Below are 25845 nucleotides of genomic sequence, written 5' to 3' on the forward strand. Positions count from 1 at the left end.
AGTCTCGACTACTATTTTCGAACGGGTCCATGCCAAGCAGACATACCACCATTCAAATTATACACGTTCAAACCTGCTTTCTTCGCTTTCTTTGCAGCCATCATGCTTCTCGTGCCGCTTCGGCAGACAAAGACTATTTCTTTATCCTTCGAAAATTCTCCGAGTTTCGATGACAAGGTCCCGAGCGGAATATTCTTGGCCTTGACAATATGTCCACCTTTAAACTCAGAAGGCTCTCGCACATCCACAATCTCCAACGCTTGACCTCCAGCCTTCATCTTTTCTTGAAGGTCCGCTCCAGTGATTTTGCGAATACCACGCCCTCCAATCTTGTTCCACACAAAGTAAACAAGCAACGCTGCAACGATGACAAGCCATAGCCACTGCATACTTTCCACCACCCTTCCACATTGACACATCCTCGAACAGCGCTACAATACCCTTAACGGTATATAGCGATTGACTATAAGGAGAGAGGACATATGCAATATAATGACAAAATGATACATCGACTAAAGCGGATTGAGGGCCAGGTGCGCGGCGTGATGGCCATGATGGACAACGAACGGGACTGTAAAGATGTTGTCACCCAATTGTCCGCCATTCGCAGCGCAGTTGACCAGACCATCGCAACGATTGTCGTCGAAAATCTCGAAATGTGCCTACGTCAAGACATACAAGGAGAGTTAGATTCCCACGAAACCGTCAAACAAGCGATGGAACTGTTGCTGAAAAGTCGTTGAGTAAGAAAAAGTATGTCGATTTAACTCACTTGCAGTCAAGGGAAGCACCTGCTTCCCCTTAGCATCCCCCGCCTCACGTAAACCGTGGACGTCCACCGACTGCATTTGCGGTCTTTCCACTCGAACCACTTCCTCCGCCATTCCAGCGTCCCAAAAAGTCCTGTTTCACGTGACTGCTCTCGCAACTTGGACATTTCACGGAGTCTCTTTCCTCAAATCGAACAAATTCAGCAAAGGATTGACCGCAAGTCGTACAGATGAAGTCAATTCTCGGCATTTAACAGCTACCTCCATGCAGAGAGCGAACTACGACACGTTCACCCATCCAAGATTTCATTGTCTCTACGCGTGCATTTTGAATGTATTTTTGGTGAATCTTCGCATAAACAAACCGAATACCCTCGACGTCTACCGTTTCATCCCCTTCGCGAATCGACTCATCCAGAGTCCATCGAATGCTTGGTCCACCTCAACCTGCCTCTAATTTAAATCGTATAAAGCGCTTTTTACGCTTCTCAAGAGAGGTGCGCAGTTGTTCGGCGGCCGCTGAAGACACTTGAATCACTTGCTTCACCTCCATACCCATTGGGGTATATCAGGAGTCTAACCAAACTGCGGGCCTCTGTCAACCGTTCCAACTTCACGATGTTGTCCAAAGACAGATGCCCACACCACATGCCACTGACATCCTCAGCAAGATAGCTACGGAGAAAGAGAGGCGCAGGGCACAAAATGTGCACCGATTGCGCCCCTCCGTGAACATCTATCGAAAACTTCTTTACGAAAGCAACAGTTTTTTAATGAGCGGTATTTGCCCCCGATGATGTGCAGTGTGCGCAACCATGTAACCGAGCAACTGTCGTTTGTTGAGTTTACCAATCCCCAGAGTGACCGCTTCTTCTTCCAGTTGCACAACGGTCAATGACGAAAAGACTTGTTCTGCGTTCATCAATGCATGGGACCAACCGTCACGAACTTCCTTTAAATCCCACGTATCAGTATGGAATGGCAGTTGTGTGTCGATAGCTTCCGGAGCACCTGACAGGATGGAGAGAAATCTTGCTTCCACGCGATTGACGTGGTCGAACACGGAAACAATATTGTTGAAATTCGGAAGAGGTTTCTTCATCCACTGCTCATCCGTTAAATCCTCCACCATGCCATCCATGGTCCTGTGAACCGCGGTTAATAATTCAAAAATATCCTGAACTTCTCGAACCACTTCATACACCTCCCGCCAGACTCAAATCGGCTGAAAATCGCAAGTATCGAGCAAAGACTGGCTTCATTATACCCGTCTCGGGAACGGAGATTCAACGCATCCAGAATGTGTGGGGCTACTTCACAAAACGTTATCCCTTTTCTCCCACTTCTTTACGCATCCCTTGGGAGGCCTCAGGAACTTGATAGGCATCCGGATGAGGCTTCAGTACTCGAAGCATCCAGTAGGGTCGAAATGTGCCGTCAGGGCCAGGAGCAGGGCGAGTCAGTTTGAGCCAATTTTCAAAGGCAGCATGCGCCTTAGCGGTATCCACTTGAATTTCCCCATAGTGCCGGCCAGATTCAACGCGCTCGATATGAACGCGTTGGTGCCAACACATCATGCCGCTAATCGGATCTGGCTGAACAGGAAAAATTATGTTCTGATGCACACCACCGTCCGACCACCAAACACGACTCGAATCCGGGTCTGAACTTTCCCAGGGCGTAGGTCCGTGAATCTGTTGCATACTCCACATCCCTTCGGATGACCGCCCAATTTTGACCAAGGAAGAACTCCACCGGTCACTTCCCGTAGTTTCGTGTAGACGCCAACGCCCAAGATGATGAGAACACGCGATGACACCGGGCTTGATGCCTTCCGTCACCCAGACTTTATCAACAAGTGAGCCGATCTCGGTTGTAATGCGAACTTCATCCCCAGTCTTGACACCCAGGCGTTGTGCGTCTTTGGGGTGCACCCAGACAGGATTAGTGTGTGCGATCTCATGGAGCCACTTTGCTCCGTTCGTACGCGTGTGAATTAACATCGGCAGACGAAACGTTGGGAGCAGCATGTATTCGCCATCTTCTTGGTGAATCGTACTCGGATGCACCTGTGTAACAATGTGAACCATTTCTTCCCGTTCTTTTGCATTCCGCGGGTAAATTGGAATGGCATATTCTGGCCACGACCAATCTCGAAGAGTCGTCGAGAAGAATTCCAACAGTCCAGAAGGAGTAGGAAATCCCTTCACTGGCTTTCCATCGACGACTATTCCCGCTCGAAATTGCCCTTGGGCATTCCGAAACGGTCCTGGGTACGGCGCATGATTCGCAGAATGTACTGGCTTATCCACCCAAACTCCCGACTCTTGACCAGAAAGCGTTCGACCGTCGGACGGCTCCGGAACCAAAACTGCCTCTGCCAATACCTTGTCTTCCACCGGGCGGCGATAGACAGAGTAGACATCTTTCGTAATTTCAAATGCAGCATACCGCTGCATATATTCCATCGGTGTCATGTTTTCTTTCGCCGCAGCCTCCGGTACACCTGGTACCGCATTTTCGAAAATCCATTGATAGTATTCATAGACCGTGATCTTCTGGCCCGGTCGGTACGGAGATTCAAAATGCTGGCGAATTCCGAGGCTACCATCGGGATCGATCCGCCAAGACAATTCAATCCAGAATTCATTTTCCTCCCACACTTCGCCTGGGTTCGCGTCCCTCGTATCGCGAATCGCCTCTCCGCGACGCTCCTTGGAAACGCGGAGTACGGGTTGCCGAAAGCCGATCCACTGCGATGCATGCGTTTCATACGAGTGCAGGTCGTGACGTTCCGTGGCCAAACCCATTGGCAGTACGTAATCCGAGAATTGAGATGTCTCTGACCACACTGGCGAAAGTGTGACATGACAGCCGACTCGGTCCGGTTCTTGAAACATTTCGATCCACGAAAATCCATCAGGGAACGTCCAGACCGGATTCATCACTCGCGTGAAATACACTTCCAGGCGCTTATTTCGTTGCTTCAAAATGTGCGGGAGACAAAAACTCATTTCGAAAAAGGACAGTGGGAATTCCCGTGGGAAATGATTCTCGTTCCAAACCCGAATGGGGGCTGGAGTAGTGTTCCGAGTTGGAATAAATTTAACCCAAGCGTTCGGTATCATGCTTCCCGGTTCTCCCACGGCTCCCATCAAGACATTGAGAAACATCAAACTCCGAGTGATCATCCAGCCCCCACGATGTCCAGCCGCAGCATTGCGCCAAATGTTGCTCGCAAAGGCACTACCAGCTTTCGCAATCTCGTCCGCCACCTCGTAGACCGTGGCCGCAGGAACGCCGGATTCAGCCTCCGCCCAGTCCGCCGTGTAGTGCCCGTAAATCTGCTGGAGAACGGCAACGAAATCATCGAATGTCTGAGACTCCGGTACATGATGAAGAAATCCTCGACGATGTAAGTCCGCTAGGTAAGCGCGATCGGCCAAAAATTCCTTCCAATTGACCCAATCTCGAACAAATTGGCGATTAAAGCGTTCCGTTTGAATCAGTTGATTCGCGATGGCGAGCAACAAAGCGGTTTCTGTTCCTGGCCAAGGGGATATCCAAATATCTGCTTTCGAGGCCGTATTGGACAGTCGCGTGTCAATGACGGCTACTTTCGTCCCATTTTGCTGCGCTTCGATAATGCGTTGCGCATTTGGATTAAAATAGTGTCCAGCCTCTAAATGAGCGCTCATCATCAGAATGAAACGGGCGTTAGCATAGTCCGGAGACGGTCTGTCCATGCCCATCCAGAACGCATATCCCGTTCTGCCACCAGAAGAGCATACGTTGGTGTGACTGGACAACCCATCGATTCCCCACGCCTTCAGAACGCGCTCGGTGTATTCGTCTTCTCCCGGCCGCCCGACGTGATAGACCACCTCGTCTCGGCGGTCTTCCATAATGCTCTTGCGAATTCTAGCCGCGATGTCGTCTAGCGCCTCGTCCCAAGAAACTCTCTGCCATTTGCCCTCGCCCCGTTCGCCAACGCGCTTTTGCGGGTAGAGGATACGCTCCGGATTGGTCACTTGACTAACCGTAGCCGGTCCCTTCGCGCAATTGCGACCACGACTACCAGGATGAAGCGGATGGCCCTCTAGTTTTTTGATGTCGCCCGTCTCCTTGTCGATATACGCTAGGAGACCGCAAGCTGCTTCGCAATTGAAACAAACTGTCGGAATCAATTCGTAATGATGGACTTTCTTCTTCGGCCACGCTTTGGCATCCAGTTCGGTCCAATCATCCCATTTGGCTGGTTCTGGATGCGACCGAAGATGTCCATACCCTTTTGTCAATTGTAGGTGCTGTTCTTCAATGCTCATCTTTTGACCTCCCTATGGTCTTCATCGCACGGCCGCACACATGTTCTAAGTACACCGCGCACGCTGCTCAATTGGATGCCCTATCAACTCAAGGGCACAGACTGCCCCGCTTGTACGAAGGCATGTTCGTAAGCGAGCAGCCCAAGCAAAGCAAACGCCGACGCAACGGCAACCGTATCTGTCGAACCAACGAAGAAGGCAAGTACAAAGGGAATTAACGCTCCAGCGAGCAGTCCAGTCCAAAAATAGCCGCGATACTTACCGTAGATCATCTGGTGAGCGGCTCTCTTTGCGTCCGCAATCGTATGTGGAATAGCCATCTCACTGAGTATCAATGCAAGGTGCACAGCGACCGCAAGCAACAAGGTCACGTGAACCCAGACAATTGCCACGGTTGGCAGAGGTAGAACCAGCGCGATGAGCGTGAAAGCCGCAGCACCGGCGACGGTCGCTTGCGACAGCAAGTGAAGCGGAAGCGAGGGATTTTGCCAGAGGTCGCGACCTTTCGCCTGAGCAAATAGAAACGCCGTATACATCGCTGTGAATCCACCGAGCAACGCACCAGCGACGGCCAGCGGGACATTCCATGCAGTGGTTCCCATCAGACCTTCAATCAACAGCAGGAGGAGGACAATGCCATATCCGGCAATGATGAACGAGCCACGCACCAGCCAAGAACGCCACTGCGGTCTCGTGAAAATGCGAATAAAGCGCATTGGGTGGTCCAAATCGTAAATCAACAAAATTCCGGTTATGCCGAGGAAGATGAGGCCGACAAGAGAGGCCGTAATTTCCCACGCAGGAGTAAGCGACAGTCCGGCCAAAATGAGGATAGCGAACATTAAAAACGAACCCGCAGCGATGGATTTCGTCCATGTGTACAGGGAAACCTCCCAATGCCACGGACTGTGATGAGGTACATCGTAAGCCAATCGCGCTGCGGCAACACTGTGTTTCGGATGCGCAGCTTTTTCCGAGTGGACTGGGTACCCTGTTTTCTCATCTGCGTACATGTGGGAATTTTCATAGACAGCTTTGGACGGATTTAGGGTATAGTCGCTGGCCCCGACATAAAAGACCTTCGGATTTGTTCCTTTTTCCGGCTTGCGAACGTCTGCTTTGTGGCGAGAGATGAGTTGCAGGACCTCGCTCTCCGGGTCATTTAAATTGCCAACCACAATGGCTTCTACCGGACAAACAATGACGCACGCAGGCTCCAGTCCTTGATCGATCCGGTGGGCACAAAAGTTGCACTTTTCGGCACTGTGCACGTTTGGATTAATGTAGATAGCATCGTAAGGGCAAGCTGCCATGCACGCTTTACAACCAATACATACATCACGGTCAAAATCCACAATACCATCTGGCCGTTTGAACATAGCGGTTACCGGACAGATGGGAACACACGGTGCGTCATCACATTGATTACAACGAGTAATTTGAAATTGCCGACTGACTTCTGGATAAACGCCTACTTCAACCTGCTTGACATATGTCCGATTGACGCTGAGGGGCACATCGTGCTCCATTTTGCAGGCAACCGAACACGCGTGACATCCGATGCAAGTCTCCTGATTGATGACCTTTCCCCAGCGGATGGGCGTATCCGTCGAACGGGGTACGGACTCTACATCCAGCATCGTCATTCCTCCTTTACGCTTTGCGACTAATCAAAGCGTAACACCGGAGGAAGCCGTGGCGGTAATGCAAAGAATGCATGGAGGTATTCACACTTTTGTCGAAAACAATACTTGCAGGAGGGACTTGACCAAATATTTCGGATAACGTTCTGGACGCTCTACAATTGACAGCTTTCGATGTATCTGAAAACCTTGAACAGGAATATGGACTAACTGCCCCTGACGACATTCCTCCGCAACAGTCAGACGCGATAAAAATGCGAGACCAAGCCCAGCCGCAATCGCCGATTTGATGGCTTGATTGCTACCAAGTTCCATCGTGATGGTGACATGCGAGAGAAGGTCGTGCTCTTCCAATGCATGCTGAGTCACTTGACGGGTCCCTGACCCTTCCTCACGAATGAGCAAAGGTTGACCGAGCAACTCAGATAATGTGATAAAGGGATGACCAGCAAGTTCATGTTGTGGAGAGGCTACCAAAATGAGTTCGTCATCTCGCCATGGCGTCACCTGAAAGTCCACGGTGGCGTCGACCATTCCTTCAATAAGGGCGACGTCAATGCGATGCCGAGCTAAATCTTCCAGTATATCGCTAGTATTGGAAATTCGCATCCGAATTTCCGCCTGTGGATACTGCTGCCGAACCGCACCTAAAATTTTCGGCAAAACGGTTTCGCCAATGGAGAGGGTTGCCCCAACCGCCATTCCCCCGCCCTCCTGACGAATCCTTAGCAATTCTTGCTTGGCCTGTGCTGCACACGACAAAATATCGCACGAGAACGGGTAGAGCGCCTGTCCAAGCGCAGTCAATCGAAGTCCGGAGGCACTTCTCTCAAACAGTAGTCCCCCGTACTCATCTTCGAGCGATTGCAAATGACGACTGGCGGTAGACTGTGTCATATGTAGGACTTGCGATGCTTTGGTCACACTACCATACTCCACCGCCGTCCGAAACACTTCAAAACTCTCTATGTGCATGAAGGCGCCCCTTTTACAACGCAAGCTCTTTGTACAGAAAAATCAATCTTGTACCAATGCCGTGATCTTCGACATCACACTTTTCCACAATTCTCCGCCATCCACACTGTTGTCCCACGATTCCGACTTTTTCACCATATCTCTCAATTTTTCATGAACGGTCTCCCCCGGAAGCGTGGGTAGCAAAAAAGTGATTTCCGACGAACGGTCCGCAGGAGTCTCTCCATAGCGCACTTTCAACACTTCGGGTTTCCACTCCAACAGAACTTCCCAGACCGGAACACTGCTCGCTTCATCCGTTTGCAGGTTCTCTGGTAAATAAATTTCTAAGTCGGTGTCTCCCACAAACAAGAACATCGTCAGGCAAGGCTCCGTATTGGCACTGCCGAGGCCAAAGGTGACTTCTGACACAGACTGCACTGGCCGAGGACACACCACGCCAATCTCCGGATGGGGGTCCCAGAAAACCAAGACATTGTCCGATTGACCCATCGCTTCAGGAATAATTTCCACGATAATCCTCCTCAGACCGTAAACCGAGAAATTTGGTATGTTCCCCGGCTTGTTTCAATAGACGCCTCATAGACCAGCGAATATATTTCGTGTGACCCATCCGCCTGCGACAACCAAATGTCCACAAGAGACAGTTCTTCGCGCTTCGGCTTATATCCTTTCATGAGACTCGCGGGAATGTGTTCGGGAAACGCAAAATAAACTTTACCCAGCAGGAGTCGAGACCTTGTCATCTCCACGTAAAACTGCTCGCTTTCAAAGGGAGGAGACAAGTACATAGCGTGATTGAACAAGTGAAGCTGGACGGGCGTTTGAGAAACGCGTACAGAGTCATCTTTCTGGATACAGTAAGCGTTAAACAAGCATGCTTTAACGCCTAATTCTGCAAACATGCCTCGCCACTCTTGATACCCAAGTTCGTTCGCCAAGTCAAATTCCATGTAGCCCGACGAAGGGTCAAGCGAACGCTCCAATTGCGATGCCATCAAACCCTCACTCATTATAGTCCCCCTCCATCCCCGTTCAATCATGCCACATAAACGGCTTTCCGAGAACTTCACTCGCAATTTGAATGCCGACAAAAGCACCTTGGCCTGCAGACACCACCGATTGACTCGGAACATTGGCCAACAGCCCAGCCACATAGAGTCTGTCGACCTCTGTGCGACCGTCATATTGAACGCCATCGAGAAAGCGTATCTTCCCGCTTGGCACGTGCTCATTGACGCGCACCTCAAAACCTAACTCCGCTAACAAAGCATACCCCAGATTGACCGCGATCACCAAATACTTGCACCGCCACTCGAGTGCCTCTCCGCCAACTGAAACCCCGTGCACAGAAAAATACTCGCCATGGACATTTTCGAATCTCGTCACTTTGGCAAACGCCAATTCGGCTCCTTCAGACTGTGCTTGCCGACGTGCGGACGCAATCCACTCTTCCCCAGATATGCCGCCTAAAACTCCAGGAAAATTACGGATTTCTTTAACTTTCACGAGCTGTGATTCGCTTTCATCCACCACTACAGTTCTTAAATTTGCTTTACCAGTAAACATCGCAACACTTAGACCAGCCACGCCGCCACCAACAACCAATACATCATACATCGCCAAACTCCACCTTCCTAAATACCCTATTGGGTATATTGCAGTTATACTATACGCGACTATTGAAGGCAACCGCCCCGCAATCGGTTCCCGACATGAGAAAAAGGGGCCCTTTCCACAAAGGGCCCCGCAAAGCGATTACTGGACAGTCATCTGCTTTAAATCAGACCGTCGTGGCATGACCAAGCTTCAACCACTCTTCGTATCCGCCAAGGAGATTCTGAACATTAGAGACCCCATGCGCTTGGAGAACACTTGCAGCTATGGCTGACCGTCCACCAGTTCGGCATTGTACGACAATCGGTTTGTCCGTAGGTATCTCCCTGACTCGGTCCGGCAATTGACCGAGCATGACGTGCGTCGCCTGCGGAATGTGCCCTTCCTCCCACTCGGAGTGATTTCGCACATCGAGCAGAAAGACTTCGCCACGCTCGATAGGGCCAGCAATGTCTTCGGCACGAACTTCCCCATAGCTTTCAACAGACACATCCGGATGATTCAACACGGACACATCCATCGTCTCGACCAAGCCATCCAACCCAATCGACTGCAAGTCTTTGCGAACCGCACCCGCTTGCTGTTCATCACACAGAACGTAAATGGGGCGATCATAATCGAGCAACCAACCCGCCCAATTGACAAACGACTTATTGAGCGTAATATTGAGCGTTCCAACGGCATGTTTTTCAGCGAATTGATGGGCGCTGCGAACGTCGACCACTTGGCCCTCCTTCAACCAGGCCGCCAGTGTCTCGGAAGAGGCCGACACATGCTTGGAGGCTGCCACTTCATCAAGCAAGGTTGGCCCCTCGTTGTTCAACTTCTTCATCATAGCAAAATACCGAGGAGGTTCCGGCTGTCCTGCCAGCAGCGCCGCGACAAACGCATCTTCATCCGGCTCATTGAGCGCCCAATTGACCATCTTCTCATATCCAACCGTAGACGACGGAATCGCTCCAAGCGCTTTGCCGCAAGCACTTCCCGCCCCGTGGGCTGGCCACACTTGAAGGAAATCCGGCAGTTCTCGAAACCGCTTCAAAGAGTGATACATTTTTCTCGCCAGTTCATCCGAAGTTCCTTTTTGTCCGGCAGCTTTTTCCAACAAATCGGGTCGGCCAATGTCTCCTACGAATACAAAGTCGCCCGAAAAAATGCCCATGGGTTTCGGTGCCTTTGCACCACCATCCGTGACAAGAAAGGAAATACTCTCCGGCGTATGCCCAGGTGTATGCAACACTTGAATATGGATGTTTCCAATCGAAAAAGTATCTCCATCATGCAGCGGTTGATGGGCATAGGATGCAGCATATGGGTAGCTCCATTCACTACCACCTTCCGCAGACAAGTAAAGTGTGGCACCCGTTCGACTGGCTAACTCTCTTGATCCGCTCAAAAAATCGGCGTGAATGTGTGTCTCCGTGACGCCGACGATACGCAGTCCTTCGGCTTTCGCTACCGAAATGTACTTTTCTACATCTCGAGAAGGATCGACCACCAGTGCTACGTTGCATGCTTGACAACCAACGAGATAGGAAGCGTGTGCCAACTTGTCATCGTAGAAATATTTTAGCAGCATACTAGAACCTCCATTTCGGTGCATTCGATTCGACACTATGGGGCTATCATTCAGGCCATCAAGAGCTCTCTCCGGCCACTTCTAAGAAAGCTTTCAAGAAATGAACCCCGCGTTGGGCGGCTGGCTCTTTGAGCAGTTTCATCAACGAGAAGACGCTGACTGGTGTGTTGTCGGATTCCGCTCTCTTGCGGGCTGTCTCGACGTGAGACAATGTCTGGCGCACCTTGGACTCCCATGGTTCCACCCATTCCTTGGCGTTGTCCAACAAATACTTCACGGACTCTTTGTCCGTCAAGACTGATTCGACGAAATCGGCGCCTGTTTCCAAAAGCTCCAAATAACGCACCAACTTAGGGAGTTTATCCAACAAAGTCAACAAAGCGACGAGCGTCTCGTGGTCCAACGTCACAGGAGGCAATTCTTGTTTCAGCCCACCCATCAGGTTGGTCAAGGATTCCTTATCCTTCAAGACAGCTGTCACAAACCCAAGTGTCCGTTCGATAGAAGCATATTGTTCCATCACCATTGGAAGCTTTTCGAGGGCCAGAACCAAACTGGCTTGGACGTCTGGATTATTCAACACGGCGTTCAAGGCATCATCGACACTCTTGCCAGAATCGGTAGCTTTTACGGTCACCATCGGTCACTCCTTTCCGCACCTTCTTGCATCTAAGGTGCAAAAGCCTATCTCATCGGGTAGGCAGGACTGCCTTACATCAAGCCCTTGAGCATTCCATCCCAGTAAATGATGGGTAACATTTCTTTTTTGAGGAGGTACATACTAAAGCGCTCCTGCCCTTGGTCAAAAGGAAACGTTTCATCCGGCTCCAAGTTATAGTCAAACTCCGCCAGTATAAGACTTCCGTATCCCGTCACAAGTGGGCAGGACGTATAGCCGTCATACTCATTGACCATCGGTTCAGACCGCATTAAGCTGAGCAAATTGTGAACTAAGGCAGGCGCCTGTTTCCGAATGGCCGCTCCAGTTTTCGAGGTGGGTAGGCTGCTCGAATCGCCGATGCCAAACACATTAGAAAACGCAGTGTGTTGAAGCGTGAACTTATCGACAGACACCCACCCGTCTGCGTTGGCCAACGGACTCTTTTTGATAAAGTCCGGGGCACTCATTGGGGGCGTGACGTGGATCATGTCATATTGGACCGTGTGCTGCTCTTTTGTATTCAGGTCTTCAAAGGTTGCTTGCTTCTTCTCTCCGTCGACAGCGACTAAATTATGCTTATAGTGAGTTTCAATCCCTTTACGTTCCACGACTTTGTTGAGCGCATCCGCATATTTCTTGACGGAGAAAATAGACGGACCGCCGTTATAAAACATCACCTTCGACTTGCTTCGCACTCCCGACTTGCGAAAATAGTCATCGGCGAGATACATAATCTTTTGCGGTGCTCCACCGCACTTAATCGGGGTGCTCGGCTGTGTGAAAATTGCAGTTCCCCCAGTAAAGTTGCGAATGTTTTCCCAAGTGGAGTTGACGTAGTCATACGAATAATTACTACAGACGCCATTTTTACCGATGGTCTCTTTCAAACCTTTCACTTTGTCCCAATCGATTTGAATCCCTGCAGCGACTACCAAAAAATCGTAGGAAATGGTCGATCCCCCTGCCGTGACCACGAGATTTTCCTTTGGGTTGAACTCTAGCACAGCATCCTTAATCCACACCGCACCCTCAGGGATAACGCTTGCTTCTTCGCGTTCGGTTACCTCTCGCTTTGCGGCGCCACCACCGACCAACGTCCAAAGTGGCTGATAGTAATGCTTTGTGGCCGGTTCAACAATCGCCACCTGCCCAGAAAGATGCCGAGCTTCGCGCAACAATCTTGAAGCAACCGTGATTCCGCCACTACCTCCGCCAACAACGACGACTCGATAATGCATCATTCATCAACCTCACTTTTCCCTAGAGTTTCGAGATTTGAAATCGCTTTCCTGAAAATATTCCAAACCATCTTCTTCGTTCATGGTACTCCTAAGCAGCGAGTAGCCCCATCAGGGAAAACCCTGATTATTCACAAGTAACTCGATACTCATATTCTTCACTTCTCGCCATAGAGTAGTTACAGATGCAGAGCCTCGGCGTTGAGAACCAACATGTAAATGGCCACCACAAAGACCATCCCAGAAAAAATGTAGTTGAGCATCTTTCGCTTTGTACTCAGACGAGTTGCCAGAATGGTGCCGAGCACTCCACCGACGATTCCGCCGGCAACGTATTCTAAGACAATCCACCAGTTGACAAGGCCGGACAGACTGTAGTTTACTGCCGTTGTCAGACCGAACGCTCCTACGGAAAACAAAGACGTACCGACGGCTTCAATCATGGGCATTCCTGTCGCAAGAATGAGTCCAGGGACGATGAGAAATCCGCCGCCGATTCCAAAAAAGCCAGACGTGAAGCCCACCAAGAATCCAATGAGCAGGACCAACCAGAGTCGCAACTTCGCCGGAGCCATTAGGTCTTCTGACTTCTTCTTTGGGAAAGCCATCCGAACGGCAATGACAATCATTAAAATCGCAAAGAGGAACAAAATCTCTTTGTCCGGAACGAGTTTTCCTAAATCGGAACCCAAATAGGCACCTAACACGCCCGGAAGAGCAAAGAGTACAGAAATTTTCCACTTGACATGCTTCTGCCGAGCATGCGGGATAAGATTGAGAAAAGCATTCGCTGCCACTGCGGCGGCTGTGCTACCGATGACCACATGAGGGTCATGGATGCCCACCACGTACAACAAGAGCGGCACTGCTAAAATAGAGCCTCCTCCGCCCAGCAACCCGAGTGCAAATCCAACGGCCCCACCTGATGCAATCGCTAAAACAACTTGTAGTGACGTCATATCGTCTCCTCCTTTCACAGGAAACAGTGTAAGATGGATAAGGAATCGGTGATATCGGGGAAACCCCTGATTCTTGCGCAAAAATCCAACTTTCTTCGACATGGAGGCGAGTCAGTGATAGAACACGCTTCGGACATGGAAACTCAACGTCTGAAAGAACTTTTCAATGTTCTGAACGATGGAATCGTGGTGATGGACAAGCATCGCGTCATCGTGTTTGTCAATCCGGCTGCAACACAAATGACAGGATGGTCTCTTGGTGACGTCATCCCTTATTGCCTATATTGCCAACAGAGAACCGTTGCGGAAGGAGAGGAGCGTTGCTTTCTGGCCAGCCAACCGACACAAAGCTATTTTGAGTCGGAGATGCCTACAAAGCGAGGAGCTCCCATCCCCGTAGGGATGAGCCGCACGTTCTTATCGAGTGGTACCCATTCATCCTCTCGCGACATGGTCATCATTATTCGCGATGTGACTGTGGAAAGACAGGCAAAAGAATTGGAATTGCGGTCTCAAATCAATCATCATACCCTCGTTGTCCAAGAAGAGGAACGAAAACGTCTATCGCAAGAACTGCATGACGGCATTTCGCAGACATTGTATGGCATCAATCTTCGTCTCGAACATTGGATGAACCAACACCCTGCCGAAGGCGAAGAGCTTCACGAGGTATACCGACAAGTCCAACGATGCGCGACGGAAGTTCGACAAATGTCGAGAACACTGTACCCAGCGGTTTTGTATGACCTCGGACTCACGGCGGCCATCCGCACCCTTGCAGAGCAAATGTCTGCCCCGACTCGAAAAGTTTCTGTTAATATACAACAAAATTGGGTGCAGGACGAATTGAACCCCAGTGTGGTGCACGTCTACCGGATCGTCCAAGAAGCCTTACACAATGCGGTTCATCATGGAAAGGCAACGTCTATTGAAGTGTCCTTTGTCTGCGGCCAAGACTGCACGCTCCGCATCACGGATAACGGCCTAGGCTTCGATCTGAACAGCCTAGCGTCCACTCCGGGATATGGGCTTCGCAACATGCGCGAGCGAGCGAGTGCGTTGCAAGGCCGCTTAAACATATGGTCCGCTCCGCTCCAAGGCACGACGATTGAAGTCGCATTCTCGGCAGAGGCCAGTTTGCTTCAAAAGCGAGGGGAACAACATGTCTAAAGTGAAAGTCGTCATAGTCGATGACCACGCGTTGGTTCGCCACGGACTTCAACTCATACTCAACAGTGCACCGAATACTGTCGTCGTAGGGGAAGGCTCTAGTGGGGATGAAGCTATTGCACTTGCGGAGCAATTGCATCCGGATGTCATGCTACTCGATGTTCACATGCCGAAAGGTATTGATGGCATCACCGCCGCTCGTCACATTCATGAGTCCAATCCAAGCATTCGCGTGCTCATGTTAACCATGTTTGACGACGAAGTTCATGTGGAAAAAATGCTCGCCGCAAGTGTCAGTGGAATTCTCTTTAAACACGATGAGAGCTCCGAAATTTTAGAAGCGATACAGTATGGCTCCCCCCGCTCTCCGTATCTGCCAAAACGAATATCCGGCGAAGTTCGAGAACGACTGATGCACAACAAAGTTCACTCTGAATCGGTTCACTCAGCCTTATCCACTCGAGAAACAGAAATTTTAGTGTACATTTCTAACGGATTTACGAACAAAGAAATTGCGACGCGCCTTCACATCAGTGTCAAGACCGTCGAAACGCACAGAGCCAACATCATGCGCCGGCTGGCACTCAAAACGCGCGCGGAACTTGTCGAATACGCCCTTAAAAACGGTTACATTCAATCGGTTTCCTCTGCGCCGAACACTATTTTATAATTTGTGCATTTTTCGAAGGGCCGCACTCTCATGACGTCCTCTGGTGTAAATCCTTCATCGCTGCATAAAGACATTCGATACAAGACACAATGCGGTGAAGACGCCATTTGTAAGGGAGAGAGCGCGAGTGACTTTGATGCCTATACGGTTGACGAAAACGAGAAAGGTCGTTCATCTGACGTTACTTGCAACCATCGCGCTACTCCCCACCGCATGTACCTTAGTTCCAGTAGATAGCAATGAGGTCGACGATTCTGCATCTTCAGTAACCAACCTTGGTAAGTCCAACGATCGAGACTACGCGTCTGCCGTGCAGCCCGTTTTACCTGCTCGTCACGGCAGCAATACAGGCATCGACATTTCGACAATCTATCAGCGCAGCGTACCGAGCGTGTGCACGATCACCAGTGTACATGACGCAACCTCTTCCACGAACGAGCCTGTAGAGGACTTAGGCACTGGCTTTTTCATCGATAGTCACGGAGATATTGCGACCAATGACCACGTGGTCGATGGTAGTCGCTCGGTCGTCGTTGCAATAGGGCAGGACACATTCCACGGCGAGGTGCTGGGTACAGACCGATTGGATGATTTGGCGGTCGTCCACATTAGCGGAATCCGAACACAAGCTCTCACGCTCGGTACAGCCACGACGCTCGTGCCCGGGCAGCCCGTCGTTGCCATCGGCAATCCCTTTCAATTAACCGATACGGTTACCAGCGGCATCGTCAGCGGATTACACCGCACCATGCCATCTCTCGGCGACCGGGAAATGAGCGACTTGATTCAAACGGACGCTCCGATTAACCCAGGAAACTCAGGCGGCCCGCTGTTTGATGACAAAGGCCGCGTTGTTGGAATCAATACCATGATTGTTTCCCCTGTTAAGGGATCTATAGGGATTGGGTTCGCCATTCCCATCGACCGTTTCAAACGAGTCATGCCTACCCTCATCGCCGGAGAAGAAGTACGTTACCCATGGATTGGTATTACAGGATTCAGCATTACCCCCCTATTAGCCACGAGCTATCATCTACCTGTTCCGCGCGGCGTATTCGTCGTAAGCGTAGTTCCTGGCGGTCCAGCCAGCCAAGCGAAGATTCGTGGTGCGAGCGAGTCTGCCAGACAGTCCTTCGCAGATGGTGACATCATTACCGCAATCAATGGGCAGTCGGTCACCTCCGTTGGCCAATTGACTTCACGCATTGCAGCGTACGCCATCGGTCAACGCATTCAAGTGACCATTTACCGCCATGCAACTGCGGAAAACGTGATGATTACACTCGGAACTTTTCCAAACAGCCGCTAATCTGCATGTTTTGAGGGAAGCGGAAATTGGCGCATAGCCACCCGGACTTTCCCGGATGCGGCAGCTGGGATATCCGTAACCCGTTCCACTTCGATGGAGACGTTGCCCATTTTGTCTCTTATCTGGGTGCAAAACGATTGTACATCCTGTTCTGTCAGTCCGACGTCCTTGAGCCGTAGCAAAATCTGAGAAGGGCTTTGTTGAACGATTTGAAATTTCGTGACGCTGGGAAGAAGTCTCGCGATGTTCGTAAAATACTGCCCATTGACCAAAATACCCTGGTCGGTAATGAACGTATCGTCGGACCGCCCGTCGATTGCCTCTAAAATGGGTAATGTACGCCCGCAACGACATGTACGGGACGATAGAGACACTAAATCCCCCAGTTCATAGCGCAAGCGTGGCATGACAAAATTGTTTAAGTCAGTCACGACCAACAGCCCGGACTCGCCCTCTGGAACTGGTTGATATGTTTGCGGATGAACCACTTCCAACCAAGAATTTTCGGCCGTTGCATGCAGATTCCCAGCAGGACACTCGTAGGCAAGAATACCACCTTCGCGGGCCCCATATTCATTGATGACTGGCGCACCAAAAGCCTCTTTGAGCAAATCCCTGTGTGCATCCGATAAGGTCTCTGCAGTCGAAACGACGCCTTTCAGTTGAACTCGGAGCGGCCCCCCAGACGACAGCAACAGTTGTGCAAGAATGGACATCGATGAAGGCCATCCATAGATGTAAGCCGGCTGAAAACGTTCAATACGTCGGCGATACTCCGAAATTTTCTGTTGGTCAAGCGCAAATGCAGGAATTAAAACGCGATTTTTCAGCCATCGCTCCCGCAGCCGAAACGACAGCATTTGATGTTGGGCCAACTCTATGGGTGAGCCCCATATCATCAGGCAAGGATCCCAAGGTTGAATGCCCGACCACGACAACCCACGCCACCGCGCAGCCTCCGAAAATTCCACGGCGTACCGATTCATGTAAAACGTGACCGGTTCACCTGTGGACCCTCCAGAGCGATTCAAAAACATCTCCTTCTCATTGGCTTCATCCGACAAATAGCGGTCGCGATTGTCCCGAAAAGCTGCTTTGCGAAGTATCGGAATCTCCGCAAAAACAGACCTCGGATTCCTCTCCACGTCTTCCAGACGATGACGGAAATCTTGATACGCAGGAACGTGGAGAAAAGAATGTCTCAAAAGTTTTTTCAGTTTTTCCAGTTGCAAAGCTTCCAGCCTGTCCAGAGAAAAACGTTCGGACGCCTTTAGCGTCCGGACGTTTTCGAGCACGCGGTTCCCTCTCCAACGGGACATGCTGGGGTACACGATGTGCTTGATAAAACGACTCGTATAATTCATGAAGCCTCCTGAACTTATGCATTGTTGACCTTTAAGACAAAGTTACGCTTTGAACTGACGATTCACCCGCTACAAATTCGCCTCTCCGCTACGCATTTATAGCTGTTGTACTGCTTCCGATAATCTCACTAAAGCGTCGGCCAGAATCGGACGAGGACAACCTAAATTCATGCGCTGAAAGCCGCTTCCGCCAACGCCAAACGTCTCACCGGTATTGAGTCCCAGTCGTGCTTTCGAAATCATCCAGTCCTTCAAGGATTCATCCGTCATTCCCAACTTTCGAAAATCTAACCAAGCCAGATAAGTTCCCTCGAGTGGAGACACGCTAATGTCAGGAAGTTCTGTGCGTAAGAATTCACGCAAAAAATCATAGTTCCCTTCGAGATAGACGAGAAGGGCATCCAGCCATTCCCCGCCGCCCCGATACGCTGCCTCCAGTGCAACTGGCCCAAATACATCGGGATCGCCCATAAATGCTTCTTGAAGCGTGTCCCGATACTGCTGACGGTACTGCTCGTTTGGAATAATGACAACCGCCGTATGGAGTCCGGCAATGTTAAAAGTCTTGCTCGGTGCAACAAACGTCACGGTGCGATCCGTCATTTCCGGCAACAAAGTCGCAAATGGGTGGTGCTGATGAGGGCGATAGACGAAATCGCAGTGAATTTCGTCCGACAAAACCGAGACGTCGTAAGCAGTGCACAGTTTCGCCAATGCAGTCAGTTCTTCTTTCGACCAAACGCGTCCAATCGGATTGTGAGGGCTACAAAGAATCATCCACTTTGGCTTCTCATTTTGAAACAGTCGCTCGAGATGTTCTAAGTCCATTTGATAACGTCCCGCTTCTTCGAGCAACGGATTGACAAGTAGTCGGCGTCCCTGACGTTCAACGACCGTTTTAAACGGAAAATACACGGGTTGCTGAATGACAATTGCGTCTCCTGGCTGGGTGACGGCTCGAATCATCATCGCCAGTCCGTGCACGACTCCATGAGAATACTCCAACCACTCGGGCTCCAGAGCATACTGATGGCGTACCATAAACCAATTGCGAATCGCCTCTTGGTAGGCAGAAGTACGGATGGTGTAGCCAAAGACACCGTGTTCCACGCGTTCCCGGAGTGCATCGATGACCACTTTCGGAGCCTCAAAATCCATGTCCGCCACCCACAGCGGCAAAACGTCGTCGCGTCCAAAGCGAGCTTGCAAGTTGTCCCATTTGGAACTCGCTGTGTTGCGGCGCTCAATGATGGTATCGAACGAATAATCCAATGATGTCCCTCCTCGAACGAGTTCAAACAAAATCCATCAGGCACTGCCCCTGCCGCTACAACGACAAGAACGGCTTAGTAAAAGCCACCCCCGTGAACGTAGATGACTTGTCCGGACACGTAGCTCGCATCGTCGCTTGCGAGAAATGCGGACACGTTCGCGACGTCCTCTGGGCGGCCAACGCGTCGCAAAGGAATTCGCTCCGCCGCCCGTCGTTGATTTTCATCAAAGTCTACACCAATTCGGCGCGATGTCTCTTTCGTCATATCCGTTACAATAAATCCCGGTGCAACTGCATTGACACAAATACCAAACGGACCCAATTCAATGGCCAATGTCTTCGTGAATCCTTGCAATCCTGCTTTCGCCGTCGAATAATTGGCTTGACCGCGATTGCCAAGCGCCGAAGTACTACTGGTATTCACAATTTTCCCGTATTTTTGAGCAACCATATACTGCTGAGCGGCTCGGCTACAGAGGAATGCCCCGCGTAAATGCACATTCATCACGGAATCCCAGTCGTCTTCCGTCATTTTGAAGAGCAAATTGTCACGAATAATGCCCGCGTTGTTCACAAGGATATGAACGGCACTAAAACGATTGGCTACTTGTTCAAAGACCTTGCTTACATCGGCAGAGTCGGTCACGTTGCAGGAAAATGCCTCAGCAGTGCCTCCAGACTCTCGAATGGCAGATACGACATCGTGACACGACGACTCGTCCATGTCGAGAACCGCCACCGCTGCGCCGTCCCTTGCCAACAATTTTGCCGTAGCCGCCCCAATACCACGGGCTGCCCCTGTCACAACGGCCACTTTCCCAGTAAATCTCGCCATAAGAATATCCCTCTTTCTGTATACGAGTTCCAACAACGGACTCTATCCGAATCACAGCCTTATTTTAGACCTGCGGACTTGCGATTGCCACGTCCTGCACCACATCTACGCTTGTTGTCCTTTGATGTAAGTGGTCAACTCCACCGTCAACGAATAACGGAGGAAGGGCGTCACTAGGTAGACCCCTCGAAAATGGTCGCGGATTTCATCGATGGTGGCTTTGGCAATCGCCATCCCTTCGTCGGTTGCGCGGTCCGGGGAACAATTGGCCATGCGATTCAACACATGTTCTGGAATTTGAATACCTGGGACTTCGTGGTGCAAAAATGACGCATTGCGCCAACTGACAAGAGGCATGACACCGACAAACACAGGAACCCCGTATTCTTTTGTGGCGAGGGCCAAGCGTTCGACCAGACGTTCCTCAAAGACAGGTTGCGTCATCACGAAGTCAGCCCCTGCCTCGATTTTCCGCCGCAATCTTTCCAAAGCTTTATCCAAATGGCGAACGTGCGGATTAAAAGACGTGCCAACCACGAAGTTGGCTGGCGGATCCATCGCAACTCCGGAGAACCCAATCCCCGCATTCAGTCGCTTCACCATTTTCGTCAATTCAATGGACGAAACGTCGTAGACAGACGTGGCTCCCGGCAAGTCGCCGAACCGAGAAGGATCGCCCGTTACCAAGAGCACATGATGAACACCCAGAGCGTGTAAGCCCATGAGATGGGACTGCTGACCAATCAAATTTCGGTCTCGACAGGTGACATGAACGAGAGGCTCCACTCCACTCTGCTTTAACAAAGCAGCCATCGCCATATTGGAAATCCGAATGGAGCCTAAAGAGTTGTCCGCCAATGTAATGTAGTCGGCCCCCGCTGCAGACAGTGCTTTTGCACCCTGCAGAAAACGATGGACTTGAAGTGTCTTTGGAGGGTCGAGTTCGACAATCACGGTGGTTTCACGCTGAACGCGCTGCAGCAAACCTGATGGCGTCTCCGTTCGATCCGCGGCATTTTTGACGGTAACAAGGGAATTCGTCTCATGGGCCGGAGAAACAGCGCCAACGGATGGTAAGGCGGGGCCACCATCTCTGCACTCAGTCTTCAACACATCTCGCAAAGCAGCAATGTGCTGAGGCGTGGTGCCGCAGCAGCCACCGAGAAGTTGGACTCCGAGCCGATGCATCTGTGCCAGCGTCGCTGCGAAATAAGACGCGTTCCCTTTATAGCTGTACTCGCTTTCTTCCAACTGTAAAATACCGGCGTTGGGTACTGCGGTATAGAGAATGTCGGGCAATCTCTGCATTTGTTCATAGGAACGCAGAATGCCGTTTGGTCCCAATTTACAGTTCAATCCTACGGCCGCCGCTCCTGCTGTATGCAAATGACCCAATGCTTCTGCCAACGGATAACCGTCTCGAGTCACGCCTACTTCATCCGGAGACAGGTTAGCAATGACTGGTTTGTCCGTCAGTGACCTAGCCACGTCAAGCGCTACCAACATCGTCTCCAACTCTGCGAAGGTCTCCAAGATGAGCCCAAACACCGGCTCTCCGAGAAGCGCTTCCATCTGCTCGCGAAAAACCGCCCGCAACTGGTTCTCGGAGAGAGTCTCAATGTGTGGTGATGCGAACGATAGCGCAGGACCGACCGTCCCCAGCACTTTCGCATCCTCTCCCGCAGCTTCGAGTGCCAGTTTTGCACCGGATCGATTGAATTCAACAACGCTGGCCACGTCAAGACCTGACCGGGCCAACACGCTGCGATTTGCCCCAAATGTATTGGTCTGAATGAGGGTCGACCCCGCCTGAATATACGCTCGGTGCACATGTCGAACCTGCTCTGGTCGCTCCACGTTGAGACGTTCTACGACCGTGCCGACTGGTACACCCACTTGGTGAAGGAAAGTCGCCATCGCACCATCGAGGAGAATCGTTCGATGCCCGGATGAATCAACCAGAGCGGACGGCACTTCATCAAACGCAGTCCGTTGAACGGTCACTTAAATTCCTCCCCCACTGTCTGCATTGAAGTAGCGCGCTTCCGGATGCGAAAACACCAGAGCAGAAACACTCGCTTCTGGGTCCATCATGTATCCATCGGTCAACTGCACCCCGATATCTTCGGGCCGCAAAATGTCAAAGAGCGGGCGTTGTTGCTCAAGGTCCGGGCAGGCCGGATATCCGAATGAGACACGAATTCCCTGGTAGCGCGCAATAAATCGCTCACGCATGGTCATTTCGGCACTATCGGGAAATCCCCACATATCCCGCAACATGTGATGCAGGCGTTCGGCAAACGCTTCGGCCAACTCTAACCCAGTCGCAGACAGCGCGTGTGAGCGCAAGTAGTCGCCTTTTTCTTTCCATTCATCTGCCATCTGCCGAATGCCCGATCCCGCCGTGACCACAAACATCGCCACGTAATCGTGCTCGGGCGATCCCGTTGGCCGAACGAAATCGGCCAAACATAGATGCGACCCACTAGACTGGCGAGGGAACAGAAAGGCGTGTAAGGGCTCGGTTGGATTTTCAGGCCTCAGCAATTGAAGTTGCCCTTTTTCGCGGTCACCGATGGCAGGAAAAAATTGATACACGGCTTTGGGCGCTAAGTACCCGCCTCTCTCCCCTTCCTGCAATAACTCCATCACGAGCTCCCGCAAGGCCAAGGCTTTTTCATCGCCCTCCATCAACTTCTTTTCCACATTACCGGTTAACCCGAGATGTTTTCCCAGCAGCATTTGCCAGTTGATATACGGGATGATGTGCGCAAGTGGAACATGGCGTAACACATGCCGCTCAAGATTGGGCGGGACAAAGACTGGTGCATGGGTGGAAATATCTGACGTCTTGCCCGATGCCTCCGGAACCGACGGGCTGGCGCCCGAATTTTCCGCTTGAAAGCGCATCATGTCTTGTTCCTGACGGGTCAACAATGCAGGCCGAGTCACATCACTCGACCATTGATTGGCGAGTTCCAGTCCCTCCATAGCATCTCGAGCATAGAAAACGAAGCCTCGGTACTGAGGCGCGATTTTGGTCAGCGTAAATTTTTTCGTCAAAGCGGCGCCTCCAACCAAAAGTGGGCAGTCGATACCCGCCTTGGCCAAATCGTCAGCAGTGACGACCATTTGCTGAGCCGATTTCACAAGCAAGCCAGACAGTCCAATGAAATCCGGTTTGTGCTCACGATACGCCGCAATCAACACTTCAGGAGCCACTTTGATACCTAAATTAATGACTTCATATCCGTTATTGGAGAGAATAATTTCGACCAAATTTTTGCCGATGTCGTGTACGTCTCCTTTGACGGTGGCGAGTAAGACTTTCCCCTTAGTGCTCGTTTCCGACTTCTCCATAAACGTTTCCAAGTAGGACACCGCGGCCTTCATGACCTCTGCGCTTTGAAGGACTTCGGCTACGATTAACTCGTTGTCGTTAAAAAGCCGGCCAACCTCCGTCATCCCTTCCATCAACGGTCCGTTGATGACCTCGAGTGGTGCCATTTCGGAGAGCATGGCATCCAAATCGGGTACAAGCCCATCTCGCGTGCCCTCGACGACATAGCGCGCAAGCCTCTCAGGAAGTGGCAATTCAGCTTTGGCAACTGGTTGAACTGCTTTTTTCTGCCTATAGACCGAGGTGAATTCGGCCACCAATTCGTCGGAGGTCTGAAATAACAAGCGCTCTGCCAAGTCCCGTTCTTCCGATGATAGGGTAGAGAATCGACGCAAGTTTTGAGTATTGACGATGGCATAGTCCAGTCCAGCTTTGGTGCAGTGATAGAGAAATACCGAGTTCAAAATCTCTCTTCCCGGCAGCGGCAACCCGAAGGAAACATTGCTAATGCCGAGAATTTGGGAACATTCAGGAAGTGCCTCGCGGATGAGGCGAATGCCTTCCACGGTCTCCAAAGCGGACCCAATATACTTTTGATCACCAGTTCCAACCGGAAAAGTCAGCGGATCGATAATAATATCTTCCCTGGGAATTCCGTACTTCTCGGTAAGAAGGCCGACTACCCGTACTGCGACTTCCAGTTTCTTCTCACGTGTGACCGCCATGCCTGTTTCGTCGATGGTTCCAACGACGAGGGCTGCGCCGTAGCGGTGAGCCAGATTGGCGAACCGGGCCAAGCGGGTCTCCCCATCTTCTAAATTGGTGGAATTGATGATGGGTTTTCCTTGAACCTGACGGAGAGCAAGTTCGACGACTTCGGGATCCGTTGAATCAATCATGAGCGGCACTTTGACCTTGCGCACGACTTTGGGGAGGAACCGAGACATGTCCGCCTGCTCGTCTCGGTCGGGGTCTGCCAAGCAAATGTCCACCACCTGTGCACCAGCTCGGACTTGGGCACGAGCGAGATCGGACGCAATGTCCATGTCTCCGGCCGCAATCAGTTCTCGGAATTTTCTCGATCCGATGACGTTCGTCCGCTCTCCCACCAAGATGGGACGATTCTCAGGCTCTACCTGGACCGTTTCCAGTCCTGAAACGGCAATCTGGCGTCTCGTCCCAAGCGCTCGCGGCGGAAGGTCGTTCATGCGCTCTGCCAGTCGCTGTATGTGACTGGGTGTGGTTCCACAGCAACCACCCACGACGTTTAACCAACCAGCCTCAGCGAAGTCTAAAAGTTTCCGAGAGAAACTCTCAGGTGTCTCGTGGTAATTTCCGTTTTCGTCGGGCAATCCTGCATTGGGATAGCACGAGACGCGGCAGGTGGCGAGAGACGCCAAAGTGCGAATATGGTCGCGCATAAACTCGGGACCAGTCGCACAGTTGAGCCCCACTGCCAAAGGCTGCAAATGCTCGATGGAATGGTAAAATGCATCGACGGTTTGTCCACCGAGCGTCGTACCCATGGCTTCAATGGTGCCACTCACAATGATTGGCACCCGACGTCCACAATCTGCGAAGGCGCGTTCCATCGCAAGCCCCGCCGCTTTGACGTTCAGCATGTCCTGAGACGTTTCCAATAACAGAAGATCGACGCCACCGTCCATCAAGCCAAGCACTTGCTGAAAGTAAGACTGCGACACTTCCTCAAACGTCGCTCCGCCAGTTAGGGACAGACTTTTTGTCGTCGGGCCAAGAGAACCCGCCACAAAACGAGGCTTTGCCTCTGAATCATAGCGGGCAGCAGCCATACGCGCCAGCTTGGCTGAGAGTTCATTCAACTCCCTCGCCATTTCAGGAATTCCATACTCACTGAGAACGAGTGGTGTTGCACCAAAGGTGTTCGTGGAAATGATGTCTGCTCCTGCCTCCAAATAAGCCGCGTGAATGTTTTCAACCACATCTGGCCGTGTTTTCGACAGCAACTCATTGCAACCATCCAAAGCTGCACCGCCAAAATCTTGCTCAGTGAGTTTAGCATTTTGGAGCATGGTTCCCATGGCTCCGTCCAGAATGAGAATTTTCGACTGTAAGGCACGTATGAGCCGTTCTGACAT

The 25845-nt window shown here is 51.2% G+C and carries 22 protein-coding genes; 4 read left to right on the forward strand and 18 right to left on the reverse strand.

What is annotated here, in order from left to right; all coding sequences use genetic code 11:
• Positions 1 to 11: 11 nt before the first annotated feature.
• A complete protein-coding gene (locus M4I36_RS06395) occupies positions 12 to 389 on the reverse strand; it encodes a rhodanese-like domain-containing protein (protein ID WP_258110901.1) in 378 nt (125 codons plus the stop codon).
• Between the two features lie 93 nt (positions 390 to 482).
• Here M4I36_RS06395 and M4I36_RS06400 point away from each other — a divergent pair, with 93 nt between their 5' ends.
• Positions 483 to 743 carry a metal-sensitive transcriptional regulator gene (locus M4I36_RS06400; RefSeq protein WP_258110902.1) on the forward strand — a complete coding sequence of 87 codons (261 nt, stop codon included), beginning with the start codon at positions 483 to 485 and terminating at the stop codon, positions 741 to 743.
• Between the two features lie 73 nt (positions 744 to 816).
• On the opposite strand, the gene M4I36_RS16820 is transcribed toward M4I36_RS06400, so the two are convergent.
• From M4I36_RS16820 to M4I36_RS06455, 12 genes are all read right to left on the reverse strand, one after another.
• Positions 817 to 1020, reverse strand: coding sequence for an FmdB family zinc ribbon protein (locus tag M4I36_RS16820; RefSeq protein ID WP_374985628.1), 204 nt, complete (start codon positions 1018 to 1020; stop codon positions 817 to 819).
• Between the two features lie 501 nt (positions 1021 to 1521).
• On the reverse strand, positions 1522 to 1965 hold the full coding sequence (locus M4I36_RS06405; protein ID WP_258110903.1) for a DinB family protein: 444 nt from the start codon (positions 1963 to 1965) through the stop codon (positions 1522 to 1524).
• Between the two features lie 130 nt (positions 1966 to 2095).
• A complete protein-coding gene (locus M4I36_RS06410) occupies positions 2096 to 5095 on the reverse strand; it encodes a molybdopterin-dependent oxidoreductase (protein ID WP_258110904.1) in 3000 nt (999 codons plus the stop codon).
• A gap of 83 nt (positions 5096 to 5178) precedes the next feature.
• Positions 5179 to 6735 carry a 4Fe-4S dicluster domain-containing protein gene (locus tag M4I36_RS06415; protein WP_258110905.1) on the reverse strand — a complete coding sequence of 519 codons (1557 nt, stop codon included), beginning with the start codon at positions 6733 to 6735 and terminating at the stop codon, positions 5179 to 5181.
• Between the two features lie 87 nt (positions 6736 to 6822).
• Complete coding sequence (locus M4I36_RS06420) at positions 6823 to 7713, reverse strand: LysR family transcriptional regulator (RefSeq protein ID WP_258110906.1); 891 nt, start codon at positions 7711 to 7713, stop codon at positions 6823 to 6825.
• A gap of 42 nt (positions 7714 to 7755) precedes the next feature.
• Positions 7756 to 8226, reverse strand: a complete 471-nt coding sequence (locus M4I36_RS06425; protein ID WP_258110907.1) for a hypothetical protein — start codon at positions 8224 to 8226, stop codon at positions 7756 to 7758.
• Between the two features lie 11 nt (positions 8227 to 8237).
• Entirely contained in the window at positions 8238 to 8726 is a 489-nt protein-coding gene (locus M4I36_RS06430; RefSeq protein WP_258110908.1) for a hypothetical protein, read from the reverse strand.
• A gap of 22 nt (positions 8727 to 8748) precedes the next feature.
• Positions 8749 to 9333 carry an FAD-dependent oxidoreductase gene (locus M4I36_RS06435; RefSeq protein WP_258110909.1) on the reverse strand — a complete coding sequence of 195 codons (585 nt, stop codon included), beginning with the start codon at positions 9331 to 9333 and terminating at the stop codon, positions 8749 to 8751.
• Positions 9334 to 9496: 163 nt separating this feature from the next.
• Positions 9497 to 10909, reverse strand: a complete 1413-nt coding sequence (locus M4I36_RS06440) for an MBL fold metallo-hydrolase (RefSeq protein WP_258110910.1) — start codon at positions 10907 to 10909, stop codon at positions 9497 to 9499.
• A 58-nt stretch (positions 10910 to 10967) separates the two neighbouring features.
• On the reverse strand, positions 10968 to 11549 hold the full coding sequence (locus tag M4I36_RS06445; protein ID WP_258110911.1) for a DUF1641 domain-containing protein: 582 nt from the start codon (positions 11547 to 11549) through the stop codon (positions 10968 to 10970).
• A 71-nt stretch (positions 11550 to 11620) separates the two neighbouring features.
• The gene (locus M4I36_RS06450; RefSeq protein ID WP_258110941.1) at positions 11621 to 12808 is read right to left on the reverse strand and encodes an NAD(P)/FAD-dependent oxidoreductase; all 1188 of its coding nucleotides are present in this window, start codon (positions 12806 to 12808) and stop codon (positions 11621 to 11623) included.
• Positions 12809 to 12987: 179 nt separating this feature from the next.
• Complete coding sequence (locus M4I36_RS06455) at positions 12988 to 13767, reverse strand: sulfite exporter TauE/SafE family protein (protein WP_258110912.1); 780 nt, start codon at positions 13765 to 13767, stop codon at positions 12988 to 12990.
• Positions 13768 to 13881: 114 nt separating this feature from the next.
• On the opposite strand from M4I36_RS06455, the gene M4I36_RS06460 reads away from it, so the two are divergent.
• The 3 genes from M4I36_RS06460 to M4I36_RS06470 all read left to right on the forward strand — a co-directional run bounded on the left by M4I36_RS06460 (position 13882) and on the right by M4I36_RS06470 (position 16916).
• Positions 13882 to 14937: a sensor histidine kinase gene (locus M4I36_RS06460; RefSeq protein ID WP_258110913.1), complete on the forward strand. Its 1056-nt coding sequence runs from the start codon at positions 13882 to 13884 to the stop codon at positions 14935 to 14937.
• The gene (locus M4I36_RS06465; RefSeq protein ID WP_258110914.1) at positions 14930 to 15607 is read left to right on the forward strand and encodes a response regulator transcription factor; all 678 of its coding nucleotides are present in this window, start codon (positions 14930 to 14932) and stop codon (positions 15605 to 15607) included. The genes M4I36_RS06460 and M4I36_RS06465 overlap by 8 nt, the downstream gene beginning before the upstream one ends.
• A 136-nt stretch (positions 15608 to 15743) precedes the next feature.
• Positions 15744 to 16916 carry a S1C family serine protease gene (locus M4I36_RS06470; protein ID WP_258110942.1) on the forward strand — a complete coding sequence of 391 codons (1173 nt, stop codon included), beginning with the start codon at positions 15744 to 15746 and terminating at the stop codon, positions 16914 to 16916.
• On the opposite strand, the gene M4I36_RS06475 is transcribed toward M4I36_RS06470, so the two are convergent.
• From M4I36_RS06475 to metH, 5 genes are all read right to left on the reverse strand, one after another.
• Complete coding sequence (locus M4I36_RS06475; RefSeq protein WP_258110915.1) at positions 16913 to 18211, reverse strand: phenylacetate--CoA ligase family protein; 1299 nt, start codon at positions 18209 to 18211, stop codon at positions 16913 to 16915. The genes M4I36_RS06470 and M4I36_RS06475 overlap by 4 nt on opposite strands.
• A 165-nt stretch (positions 18212 to 18376) precedes the next feature.
• On the reverse strand, positions 18377 to 19552 hold the full coding sequence (locus M4I36_RS06480) for a MalY/PatB family protein (protein WP_258110916.1): 1176 nt from the start codon (positions 19550 to 19552) through the stop codon (positions 18377 to 18379).
• Between the two features lie 74 nt (positions 19553 to 19626).
• Complete coding sequence (gene fabG, locus M4I36_RS06485) at positions 19627 to 20388, reverse strand: 3-oxoacyl-ACP reductase FabG (protein ID WP_258110917.1); 762 nt, start codon at positions 20386 to 20388, stop codon at positions 19627 to 19629.
• Between the two features lie 105 nt (positions 20389 to 20493).
• A complete protein-coding gene (locus M4I36_RS06490) occupies positions 20494 to 22392 on the reverse strand; it encodes a bifunctional homocysteine S-methyltransferase/methylenetetrahydrofolate reductase (protein ID WP_258110918.1) in 1899 nt (632 codons plus the stop codon).
• Entirely contained in the window at positions 22393 to 25845 is a 3453-nt protein-coding gene (metH, locus tag M4I36_RS06495; RefSeq protein WP_258110919.1) for a methionine synthase, read from the reverse strand.

It is taken from the genome of Alicyclobacillus sp. SP_1, from assembly GCF_024706985.1.
GTDB lineage: Bacteria > Bacillota > Bacilli > Alicyclobacillales > Alicyclobacillaceae > Alicyclobacillus_I.

What these genes read in the sequence shown, in the direction of transcription:
- metH (WP_258110919.1), bottom strand. Translation starts at nt 25,845, where the DNA reads ATGTCAGAACGGCTCATACGTGCCTTACAGTCGAAAATTCTCATTCTG.
- M4I36_RS06440 (WP_258110910.1), bottom strand. Translation starts at nt 10,909, where the DNA reads ATGCTGCTAAAATATTTCTACGATGACAAGTTGGCACACGCTTCCTAT.
- M4I36_RS06420 (WP_258110906.1), bottom strand. Translation starts at nt 7,713, where the DNA reads ATGCACATAGAGAGTTTTGAAGTGTTTCGGACGGCGGTGGAGTATGGT.
- M4I36_RS06400 (WP_258110902.1), top strand. Translation starts at nt 483, where the DNA reads ATGCAATATAATGACAAAATGATACATCGACTAAAGCGGATTGAGGGC.
- M4I36_RS06450 (WP_258110941.1), bottom strand. Translation starts at nt 12,808, where the DNA reads ATGCATTATCGAGTCGTCGTTGTTGGCGGAGGTAGTGGCGGAATCACG.
- M4I36_RS06415 (WP_258110905.1), bottom strand. Translation starts at nt 6,735, where the DNA reads ATGCTGGATGTAGAGTCCGTACCCCGTTCGACGGATACGCCCATCCGC.
- M4I36_RS06410 (WP_258110904.1), bottom strand. Translation starts at nt 5,095, where the DNA reads ATGAGCATTGAAGAACAGCACCTACAATTGACAAAAGGGTATGGACAT.
- M4I36_RS06435 (WP_258110909.1), bottom strand. Translation starts at nt 9,333, where the DNA reads ATGTATGATGTATTGGTTGTTGGTGGCGGCGTGGCTGGTCTAAGTGTT.
- M4I36_RS06395 (WP_258110901.1), bottom strand. Translation starts at nt 389, where the DNA reads ATGCAGTGGCTATGGCTTGTCATCGTTGCAGCGTTGCTTGTTTACTTT.
- M4I36_RS06455 (WP_258110912.1), bottom strand. Translation starts at nt 13,767, where the DNA reads ATGACGTCACTACAAGTTGTTTTAGCGATTGCATCAGGTGGGGCCGTT.
- fabG (WP_258110917.1), bottom strand. Translation starts at nt 20,388, where the DNA reads ATGGCGAGATTTACTGGGAAAGTGGCCGTTGTGACAGGGGCAGCCCGT.
- M4I36_RS06465 (WP_258110914.1), top strand. Translation starts at nt 14,930, where the DNA reads ATGTCTAAAGTGAAAGTCGTCATAGTCGATGACCACGCGTTGGTTCGC.
- M4I36_RS06470 (WP_258110942.1), top strand. Translation starts at nt 15,744, where the DNA reads ATGCCTATACGGTTGACGAAAACGAGAAAGGTCGTTCATCTGACGTTA.
- M4I36_RS06430 (WP_258110908.1), bottom strand. Translation starts at nt 8,726, where the DNA reads ATGAGTGAGGGTTTGATGGCATCGCAATTGGAGCGTTCGCTTGACCCT.
- M4I36_RS06445 (WP_258110911.1), bottom strand. Translation starts at nt 11,549, where the DNA reads ATGGTGACCGTAAAAGCTACCGATTCTGGCAAGAGTGTCGATGATGCC.
- M4I36_RS16820 (WP_374985628.1), bottom strand. Translation starts at nt 1,020, where the DNA reads ATGCCGAGAATTGACTTCATCTGTACGACTTGCGGTCAATCCTTTGCT.